Origin of the sequence: Metallosphaera yellowstonensis MK1 (genome assembly GCF_000243315.1) — an archaeon.
Classification (GTDB): domain Archaea; phylum Thermoproteota; class Thermoprotei_A; order Sulfolobales; family Sulfolobaceae; genus Metallosphaera; species Metallosphaera yellowstonensis.
This window is the reverse complement of sequence record NZ_JH597761.1, coordinates 137028-147839: the sequence shown is the minus strand read 5'-3', so window position 1 is coordinate 147839 and position 10812 is coordinate 137028. Positions and strand designations below refer to the sequence as shown.

The following is a 10812-nucleotide window of genomic DNA, read 5'->3' as shown; positions in this document are numbered from 1 at the left end:
GAAGTACGTGAAGTTGAGGGGAGGGAGGAGGGGGGTCCTCTTAATCGCGTTGGGACTCACTGACCACGGTGTGAGGGCCGTGCTTGACGTGGTCCCGACCAGGGAGGAGGACGTCGTGAGCTACTGGGACCTCCCGGTGAGGCTGTGGAGGAGGTACAACCTCACCCTGGTCGTAGCCGACGGGGTGAAGGCCCTAGACACGGCAATCTCCCGCTCCGGGATCAAGGTCGCGAGGCAGACCTGCCTGGTCCACCTCAAACGGAGGGTGGACAGGAGGGTGAGGGTCTTGCTGGACCTCCTCCTCTCCCTCGCCGAGTCCGTCCCCACCCGTGGCTCTCCCCTCCTACCTCCTCGCCCCCAGGGAGCTCTGGCCCCTCCTCAGGTCGAACAACCTGGCCGAGTCCTTCAACTCCCTCCTGGAGAGGAGGAGGTTCGGGAAGTGCCACTCTCCCTGGAGGATACTCCAGATCGCCCAGGCCATAGCCCTCAACTACAACCTCTCGACCTGTTATCTCGCTCTTGTAATAATATTACAAGGTTCCTTATTTCTTCGTGAAATGGTCAAATATATCCAATAATTCCTCCATTGAATAAGTCCAAATCAACAGAGATATTACAATTCGCAAAGGAGCCCTGAATCGCCCTCCAATCACTGTCAAACGAATTTTTCTTTGGAAAGGGAACGTATTCAATACGGGTATGTTTCTGCCAATATATGTTTTAACTCAGGAAAAATTATATACCACATTATAACAAAGTAGAATGAGATTCAAATGGCGGATAAGTCCGATCATGAGGAACACGTAAAATTCCTTCTTCGTGGTTGCAATAAATACGAGCAACAATATAATAGCATTCGGGACTATGCTTACGGTGGTACCCATGTATACTTTTTTAATTTAGGTAATCTAGTAGGTCCAATCACTGTCAAACGAATTTTTCTTTGGAAAGGGAACGTATTCAATACGGGTATGTTTCTGCCAATATATGTTTTAACTCAGGATAGGATAATGACTTATAAATATTGGGGACAGCACAAAGATTTTTTCAGAGAATTTTCTAATAAGATAGTTAAATATGACAAGAGTTTAATATGTCATTCTTGTGGTATTTGCGATTACAATAAAAGTCATAACGGAAATGTTTTATCTAATGATAAGTTATTGGATACTTATGGTACATATTGGCTATTTTCTTTGAGTCTACCATTTAACGAGAATAACATATTTCGTGGAAACATTTACATATATGTTAGACAAAGACACCTAACTATATTCAAAATTTATCATACTTATGCTAGTATAGATACTAATGGTAAATACTTGGATATAAATTTAAATTTTAGAAATATTAATTTAGATAATAACATAGAGAAAAATTTATTGACGTATCTATTAGTTAAGAGGATTATTATAGAGAGAACAGGAGAGGATAAATGTAAAATAAGCAATAATAACTTCCTTATAGAGTATAATAACGAAAAAGGAGGATATTATAATAAATTAGATATAAAATCAAGGATTATCCTAATGATACTTAGAAGTATATATGTAACTAAGTTAGATAATGATGATTTTCTTAAAATATGTAGTTTTCAGGAATTCAAAAATATAATTGAAAAATTCTCTAAATTTATACAAAAGGTAAATAGTTCGCCAATAAAAATGAATATTTACATACAATCTGGAAATGATATAGAAGAGATGTTTTCTTTTAATTATAACGACTTTAAAATAAGGATTTTTGTTGTTGATAATAGAAATAATATAATATTTGTGCATCCGGAACTAACTTCCATTGCTTTTGAGAATGAACAATTATATACTTTGTTAGTCAATAATATTTTAAAAGATGAGATTAAAAGAAAGAAACTTTTGAATCTATTTAGAGATAATACTAAAAATATAGTTAATAAAAAAGAAGAATTAATTAAAATAATTAATGATTATAATATTGAATATAAAACTATAACAGAGATAATTCAAAAGCTAAAAAGAATTTATACTTCAAGATTATTAAATAAGGTGTAGATATTATGGCTGTCAAAATACCTACTGAAGATGAAATTAGACTATATCAAGCGATTTTAAAGTATGAGGTTGATAAATTTAAGAAAAATAAAGACTTTGCTACAACTTTTCTTGATGCCAACGAGTTAAATAATATTATATCAAATTTAAATTTAAATAATGGAAATCAATTACTTACAGGATTGATAAATAATAAAATGATTATAAATTTATGTGGTAAATATAGGACAGCCCATATGACTCTTCTAGCAAAGGCCGCTCATGTAAGAGCTTATAAAAACGATTCGCCTTACGCTTTAGAATATGATATTGAGTTAAAAGAAGAACCATTTCCAGATTTTGAAGCGCATAGTTTTAATGAAATACTTAAAATTATTCAAGATAAATTAGTCAGAGATCGAGTATCCAAAGATGATGTTATCCTTATAATGAAAATTATTAAGAGAATATTAAACGAATATGATCCCAAAATAAAAAGTATATCGAGTTATCAATTGTATATAATTGAGCAAATTCTCTCTACTGATTATAAGTATATACCATTAGTAGCTCCTACTGCTAGTGGAAAGACATTAGCATTTACTTTACCTGGGCTTGTATATTTGTTAGAAAGCGTAATTAGAGGAGAAGAACCAATCAATGTAGTATTTATATATCCAAGAAAGGCTTTGGCAAAAGATCAAATCTTTAGACTTCTTAAATATGTTTCTATAATTAACGATGAATTGAAAAAATATAATAAAATGGTTACAATTGCATTAGAAGATGGAGATACACCAAAGGCATATGAAATAAGGAACGGTGATGCGTATAGAGGACTAAAATGTGTAAAATGCGGAGGAGATCTCATATATAATAATAGAAAAATAGAATGTAAAAAGTGTGGGCATAAATACGATTACCTTATTGCAACTAGAGAAGATATCCATAAAGAGTACTCAAATATTTTAGTTACTAATTTATGGATACTCTATAGGAGACTTCTCAATAGAGAAACAGTACAGAGTTTTAAAAACATTAGGTATATCGTGCTTGATGAAATTCATGCCTACGACGGTATATATACTCAACACTTGAAATTTATCTTAAGATTACTTGAGTCATTGAAGAATCTTACAGAAAAAGATTATATTGATAAAATAATATTTTCATCTGCAACTATTCCAGATTATAAAAATTTTCTAACTAAAATAGCTTGCTGCGAGAATGAAAATTGCATACCAGAAATTTTATCATTAGAAGATTATTATAAAAATCAGCATTTAGAAAATAAAAAGGAGAGAATAATATTATACGAATTTCTTTTTCCTAACATAGAAAGAGGAGTTGAAACACTAACTGAGGAGGTAACTCAGTTGGCATTAACTTGGCTTAAGGAGTACAATCGCAAAGGTATACTTTTTGCTGATAGCGTGTCGGGAGTAGATACTTTCTACAAATATTTTTGGAATACGATTCTAGGAGGAAGACAAGGTAGAGAAATAAGGGATCATCTTTGTTACAAAGATCCTAAAAATTTATGTTGTAAAGACGAGTACTATTGGCCTTTCCTAGCAGCCTATAGCAAGATATGTGGAGACGACGACGAACTGAGAAATTTCGCCGAGAATATAAAAAATGGAATAGATGAACATTATTCTCTCTTGTCTCCTGAAAAAAGATCAGAAATAGAAGAAAGCTTCAAGAAAGATAAAACAAAATTACTTCTATTTTCTACATCTACATTGGAGTTAGGTATCGATATAGGAGATGTAGCATTAGTAATTCAACATAAATTGCCATTGTCAAAAGAGAGTTTTATTCAAAGAATAGGAAGAGCGGGAAGGAACGAAAATAATTACAGAATAGCTACTGGTATATTAACATTACAATCTACACCCTATGCGTCACTATATATCTATAACGATGATCTCAGAAATACATTAACTAACCTAAATTCAAAATTACGTTTCATTACAACTAATTCTATGAATATTGAAATTACACTACAGCATATCTTTTCATACATTCTTTTAAAATGGGCAGTTAAAGGTATTAGTACTTGTGTAGATGATGGAAATAAATATGATGAGTGCAAAGATATAGCTAGGCAATTAATCTCTCAATCTATTAATGCCTTGGCTTCAGAAGATACTACGAAAGAATTGAAGAAGCAACTATGCCTAGACCTTTCAGACGAAGAACTAAAACAGACCTTAAAAGATACTTTAATGCAGCTTAATAATGATATGGAAATTATTATTGACAATAAAAATAATAATATGGAAATTAGTCAGAAAATAGACGAATACATAAATAATACTCTCAATTCTATATCAGAGGCGGCAAATTTTATAGAAGAACAAAATACTGATGAACTCAAGATATTTGATAAGAAAGAAATTATTTATATATTAAATAAAAGCTTTGAAATAGTAAAAGAAATTCAAGATAGCTTATATTCTGGTACAGCTAGTAATAATAGCCTTAAATCTCTTATACAAAACTTAAACATAAAATTGAAAAATCTTGAGAATTTTAATAAAAAATTAGATAACATAAAAATATCCAATTCCTCAAATAATCTGCTAGATATTATCAATGAAAAAGAAAAAAGTGATCTTCTATCGGATATAAAAGATAGCGTTAAAAAAGCCCTTGAGAAAACTAGTGATTTAGTTGAAATAATTAATGCTGCATTAGATCAAGGTTATGAGAAGTATTTAAGATTTATAGGATTTATCTCTAGTTTTAATAAAACATTAATTACGCAATCAAACCATGTAGATGTGTTTACACTTTTAGATAAGATATTTGCAAATTATGTTTTCTTTAGTTTATTAATGCTCCCACCTTCGCCAAATATTAACCTACTTGTAGACGTAGACGAGAGTGATAATGATGAGTGAATTTTCTGGAACTCAAAAAAGTGGAATTCAGTCACTTTATACGTTTACGCCATTTAAACAATTATTCGGTAGGAGAAAATATGCAATAATTTTAGTACCTATAACATATTTAAATTCAACACCTGGAAATCTAAATTGGAATAACGGCATAGTAGATAGTTACACGCCCTTTTTCTATAGCAGAGAAAACTTTAAGGTTATATTACCTTCAACAATTAATGCAACATTATTCAACGAGAACAATAAAACCAGCATAAAATACGAGGATATGAATTTGAAAAATAGAAACAAAATTTCTAAGACTGATGTTATATCAATATTTCCTAAATTAATGAATTTTAACTATGATTCTCTGATTCATGGATATTATTGTAAATATGGCTTCGTACTCCTTAATGATAAACGACAATGTCCATTAATGAACAAATGTGAGGCATTCGAAGGAAAAAATGCTTGTAAATATTATTATGGACCAGTTTCTTACGAGAGATTATACACTGTTGTTCCACATATCGTAAGATTCGCAGAAGAAGAAGGAGAAATAGGGAAAAAAGGAAAAATAATTTCTTTAATTACCGTTAAAATTAATAACGTTGAGAGAATAATAGGAAAGATAGAGTTTAGCGATACGATAAAATTACATGCTTTTGCCGATGCTTCAATCTTTTACTCAAAGTATGCTGACCTTATGTATAAAGATTTTCTATGGGTAAGCTATAAAGAAGGAATAGGCTTTAGACTTAGAAAATTAAATGGAATAATAATTAAATTCAGTATATATACTTTACGAGATTATATAAAATATTTGCTTGATAATAATTCTAAACTAAGAGCATGGCTTTGCGTTAAAAAGAAGATATACTTCGGTTCTAAAAAAAGGCTTTACGTCAATCTAAATAATAGTAATGCAGGGTTTAATGCCATGAAAAGATTTGAAAAAGAATTTGACGATTTACGTAAAGGAAATCAGCAGAAAAATGATTGTGACATTGAAGACCTTGCAGAATTTGGCAGCTTTATATTATTACATACTTTGGCTCACATGATCATTAGCAAGATAATAATACCTATTACCCCATCATCTTCTGTACTTAATGACATAACATATTTTATAACTCATCCTATTTTGCGTAACTTAATGGGCAATAATAAGCTCGCAAATTTATCAGCAGTATATATTATTGAAAGTGTTTATGGAGGACTAGGATACATTAGGGCTATAGCTAATATGATAGGAAAGAGAGATACAAACTTACTAAATCTTATAACTGACATATTAACCTTAGACTTTCCAAATCATGAAAAAAGATTCAACAGTTCCTTAAATAACATGAAGAATACCATTTATAATTTCAATAGTAAAATAGATAAAAGTATATTAGATATACTTTATGACGTCTATAATGAATGGAGTTCGCAATATCAATACACTCATCCTTTACACTTAGCTGTAAGAAATTATGTAGGAAAGGTTAAAAGAAAGGAAATTAATAAAGATTCCAATACTAGGCAAACGTTTAAAGACGTAGTATCATCTTTACCGCTATGTTGGGATGGCTGCAATTCTTGTGTAGGTATGGATAAAGGCTGTATGTTTGGTCCTTACGATCAGCCGTTTCTTGTAAGTAGAGAGTTAGTAAGTGAATTCTTGAGCACATATAAGGATTGGATGGGAGAAGCAAAGTTCATAATTACTAAAGGCTTATATAACATATTTATTGATTTAATAAGACTGGCTCAAAAAAACATCAAGATTGTTTCACCTTGGATAGGAAAAGATATAATAGACGATCTCACTAATATTAAAGCCTACAGAGACCTAGATATTACGATAGTGACATTAGACGACGATAAAAATAAAGACGCAATACAATTGGCAGAAAATAACCAAATTAAGGTAATAAAACTTAAGGCCGATTCTCAAGGAATTGTGCATACAAAGATGTTGATAATAGATGACTCTATAACTATGCACGGTTCGGCAAACTTTACTATCAACGGTTTGCAAAAAAACGTAGAATCTGAAGTAGTAAGTATAGACGAGAATACTGTCAAAAAATTCTTAGATCAATTCAGTGAAATAATAGATAAAAGCAATTCTACTTAAGGACTTGAAACTAACAAATATTTTTTACCTCCTCTAGGTCCAATTTTCCTTTGTTTTACTATTTCAAAATCATTAACCTTTATCCTTGTCCAATTTTCCTTGACTATTTTAATAACCTTTTCTCTTAGCTTGTCATTATCATAATGAAAGAGAAGATACTTAGAGTTTACTTTAGAAACCTTTGTGATGAACGCCTTTAGCGTTTCCATATATTTGTCAAACGTAACTCCTCTATTAGGATTAACAATTATCTCATCACTAATTCTAAATTCGGGTTCATAGCCTAAAACTTCTCGAATTACTTTTTTGAAATTACTTTCCCTTAACCAGGCCCAATAGAAAAAGGATAATTCCATATATTGTATTTCATCAAAATACGGTGGATCAGTGAAAACTATTGACTGATCAGGGTAATTAAAAGCTAATGCGTTACCTATTAAAAGTTTAACATCTACGTTTAATTCATAACCTTTATTTCTCCTAAAATAAGACGAAAAACGTTTAACAGACATTTTAAAAGCCTCTTCCGCATTCACTTCTTCATGTTCTTTTGGAACCCAATAAGAAGGTACTCCCCAGCTACCAGAGTTTCTTCGTTTCATTCTTGAAGACGTGAAAAGAGAAGAACAAAATGTAGCATAAAGTGCTATTTTTACCTCAGTTTCACTCTCAACTTTGTCAATACTCTTTAAAATAGAAAATAGCTTTATGAAATTTTCTCTAGAGAAAAACTCTGTAATCCTATCAGCATTTCTTCTTTTCCAAAAAAATTTACCATTAGGATAATAAAGATAATCATTATGAAGAGAAAATACAGATTCTAAATAAACGTTTTCCAAAACTTCTTTACTTTTCTCCTCAAACTCTTTCGGATCAATACTTACTACGTTAACAAAAGTTACTAACCATGCATAAGGATTAATATCTAAATATATAGCCTTATTATCATGTCTTAAGGCTGAAAATACTATTGTACCACCACCCCCAAATGGATCAATAACGGTACCGTGAACATCAATCATTATTTTATCAATGAGCTCTAACGGTTTCCTGCCCCAATATCTCATTAACATATGACTATATATGATATCAAATATAAAACCTTAACTATTGTTTATAGTACATAAAAATATTATCTGCTTTAAGTTTTTATGCTAATGGAAACTTTTATACTCAATCATGAAATAAGAAGTACTATTTCAATCCAATTCCTTCATAGTATTATTAGAGTCCTATAATGTCCAATATTTCAAGATACACATTTAGTCTCTTTATTTCTCCACAGATTGCTCCCTCAGCATGTTCAACATCATCTATGAAATCTTCAATATATTCCTTAGTAATTCCTCTCTTTAATAGCTCCTTCTCACTAGCCTTTACTTCTCCTGATTTTCCTCTCAAAGCTTCATATGTTATTACATCGAAATTGGTTGTTTCAACTATGCAAGATAGGATTTCGATTACCATGCTGCCATCTAGAATGTTAAAAGAGAGAGAGTTGAGCGAAAGTTTATAATTTATTTTGGTGACTAGTAGTGTGCTCCCAGTAATACTCAAAGCGGCAACAGACGAAGCCTACAATAATTTAGTGAATGAGTATATTGAAACTTACAACGAGAAGCCTTCTATTCAGCAAGAAAATGCGTGGAAGAAACTATTGGATCTCTTACAGGAATTGAACGTTCCTCATCCAATTATCCTAGAATACCCTATTTTCACAGAAAGAGCAGACATTATTTTTGCAGATAAAGATAAGGCTGTAGTAGTTGAGGCAAAGGGCTGGAGATCAGTAAAGAAATTAGGAGATAACGTAGTAGAGGCAGACGGAGAACTTCACTTGGATCCTTGTTACCAACTCAATAATTATGTATATAAGTTAAACTTTTTCCATTCTTCTAATCTAAAGTTTAAAGGCCTGCTTTTCCTTTACAATACTAGGGATTATTCGTCTGAAGAATGTAAAACGCTTAGAACTATAGAAGAACTAAGGAATGAGCTCAAAAATTTACCTTCTGGCGATCTGAACGACGCAAGAAAAATTGTAGATAGTAAGCTAATGCTTAAACACACTTTCATAGAACTTGTTAAAAAAGTAAAAGAAAAACGATTAAAAGACGTAAGCAAAGTTCTTTTATCTACTGGCTACGGCTTAACGGAAGAACAAATGCGAGTTTTAAAAGACGTTTTAGACTCTCTGGCTAAGGGCGAAAGGAAAAACTTTATCATACAAGGTGAAAGCGGTTCTGGGAAAAGTTTGCTCGCAATTACCTTATATTTGGAGGCTTTAAGCCGAGGTTATTTCGCAATCTTAGCCTATAAAAATAACAGACTTATAAATGCTGTAAGACAAGCTTTGGGTAGGGAACTTTCCTCATTAGTAATGTTTTACTCCACTGGACGTAATATAGGAATAGGAGAAAAAGGGTTTGATGAATGGTTCTCTAAACATATTAAGAGTAAAGAGAGTAAGACTGATATAGACTTAATAGTCTTTGACGAAGCTCAAAGAATGACCGACAATGTAATTAGAAATTCTCCTAAAGGAAAGATAAACGTATATTTTTATGATGATTCTCAAGTTCTTATAGGTAATGAGGCCGGAACTAGGGAAAACTTACTCAAGTATTTGCAAAACGTAAGTGAGTATAAATTATCTTCACCATTTCGTGAGCCTAAACAATATTTGGAATTTGTAAGAAAGATATTACAAGGAGAAAAAGCTAAGTCTGGTGATTTTGACTTTAAGATATTTGATAACATTACTGATATGTTCAATGAGTTAAAGAACGAGAAAAATCATGGAATGAAAACTGCTCTTATATGTTCCTTCACAGAATCTGAGGGTGATAATAACAACAAAACTAGTTGGGAAAGTACAAAGAATATAAGGATAGGTTATCCTTTGCAATCGGGCTTTGACTTATATAAGGGAATGAAATATGAAGGTAATGAAATAAAGGTAAAATGGTTAATGGATGAGGAAACCGAATATCCTAGATATTGGAAAGGAGAACTAGATTCTCTAAAATATTGTTCTTCAGTTTACGGTTCACAAGGTTTTGAGGCGGATTATGTAGGAGTAGTATGGGGAAGAGACTTAATATGGCATAATGGAGAGTGGATTGTTAATCCTGGACCTATAACCGATTACGTGGGAGGGTCGTCTTCACTAAAGAAGTTAGCTAATAATCCTAAGAAAAGAGATAAAGCTCTATTGCTACTTAAGAATAGATATTATATTATGCTGACTAGGGGTATAAGAGGGGTATATGTATTTTTTGAAGATATAGGAACAGCTAAAGCTGTAAAGGGTTTAGTTCAATAAGGTGTAAGAGGACTAGTAATGATTTTTCTATATTTACTTTCACATAACTCACTGCTTTGTGGGCTAGTTGAATTTTCTTAGGCTCTAAACTCACTTCTTCAGTATAAATTCTAAATATGTAGTAGAATTAAAAGTAAGTTTAATGTAGTCTCTTAGAAAAATTGAACAGATCCACAAAGCACATAACTCACTCCAAATTTCAAATAAGTTAAATAGCATGATAGTCAAGAAAATTAGAGGAATGATAATAGTCTTTCCGTCAGAGGATATAATGAATAAAGTACTTAAAGACGCTGAGATAAAACCCGAAGAAATCGAGGACGTAAAGAACGATAAGCAATGAGTATTTTTATTCAATTAATTTATTAATAATATAATTTTATTGAATTTATATAGAATCACGATACTTAAAATTTGTAAAATTCCAAGATTTTTTAATAATATATAATAATTATTGCTGTT

Annotated in this window: 7 protein-coding genes and 1 pseudogene; 6 read left to right on the top strand and 2 right to left on the bottom strand. The window is 31.6% G+C overall.

Annotation, left to right across the window (positions count from 1 at the left end; translation table 11 throughout):
• From METMK1DRAFT_RS01530 to METMK1DRAFT_RS01515, 4 genes and pseudogenes are all read left to right on the top strand, one after another.
• Nucleotides 1-578, top strand: a pseudogene (locus tag METMK1DRAFT_RS01530) (transposase); the annotation flags it as partial.
• Nucleotides 579-971: 393 nt separating this feature from the next.
• Nucleotides 972-2030 (top strand): hypothetical protein, encoded by a 1059-nt coding sequence (locus tag METMK1DRAFT_RS01525; RefSeq protein ID WP_245544513.1) that lies wholly within the window; start codon nt 972-974, stop codon nt 2028-2030.
• A gap of 5 nt (nt 2031-2035) precedes the next feature.
• Nucleotides 2036-4918, top strand: coding sequence for a DEAD/DEAH box helicase (locus tag METMK1DRAFT_RS01520; protein WP_009070063.1), 2883 nt, complete (start codon nt 2036-2038; stop codon nt 4916-4918).
• Nucleotides 4908-7025: a phospholipase D-like domain-containing protein gene (locus tag METMK1DRAFT_RS01515; RefSeq protein ID WP_245544583.1), complete on the top strand. Its 2118-nt coding sequence runs from the start codon at nt 4908-4910 to the stop codon at nt 7023-7025. The genes METMK1DRAFT_RS01520 and METMK1DRAFT_RS01515 overlap by 11 nt, the downstream gene beginning before the upstream one ends.
• Here the strand turns inward: METMK1DRAFT_RS01515 and METMK1DRAFT_RS01510 are convergent.
• Nucleotides 7022-8098 (bottom strand): DNA adenine methylase, encoded by a 1077-nt coding sequence (locus METMK1DRAFT_RS01510; RefSeq protein ID WP_009070059.1) that lies wholly within the window; start codon nt 8096-8098, stop codon nt 7022-7024. The two genes, METMK1DRAFT_RS01515 and METMK1DRAFT_RS01510, sit on opposite strands and share 4 nt — an antisense overlap.
• 151 nt (nt 8099-8249) lie before the next feature.
• The gene (locus METMK1DRAFT_RS01505) at nt 8250-8492 is read right to left on the bottom strand and encodes a hypothetical protein (RefSeq protein ID WP_009070057.1); all 243 of its coding nucleotides are present in this window, start codon (nt 8490-8492) and stop codon (nt 8250-8252) included.
• A gap of 70 nt (nt 8493-8562) precedes the next feature.
• Between METMK1DRAFT_RS01505 and METMK1DRAFT_RS01500 the strand changes: the two genes are divergently transcribed.
• Both METMK1DRAFT_RS01500 and METMK1DRAFT_RS19385 read left to right on the top strand, forming a co-directional pair.
• Nucleotides 8563-10350: a DNA/RNA helicase domain-containing protein gene (locus METMK1DRAFT_RS01500; RefSeq protein ID WP_009070053.1), complete on the top strand. Its 1788-nt coding sequence runs from the start codon at nt 8563-8565 to the stop codon at nt 10348-10350.
• Between the two features lie 217 nt (nt 10351-10567).
• Nucleotides 10568-10693, top strand: coding sequence for a hypothetical protein (locus METMK1DRAFT_RS19385; protein WP_009070051.1), 126 nt, complete (start codon nt 10568-10570; stop codon nt 10691-10693).
• Nucleotides 10694-10812 lie beyond the last annotated feature (119 nt).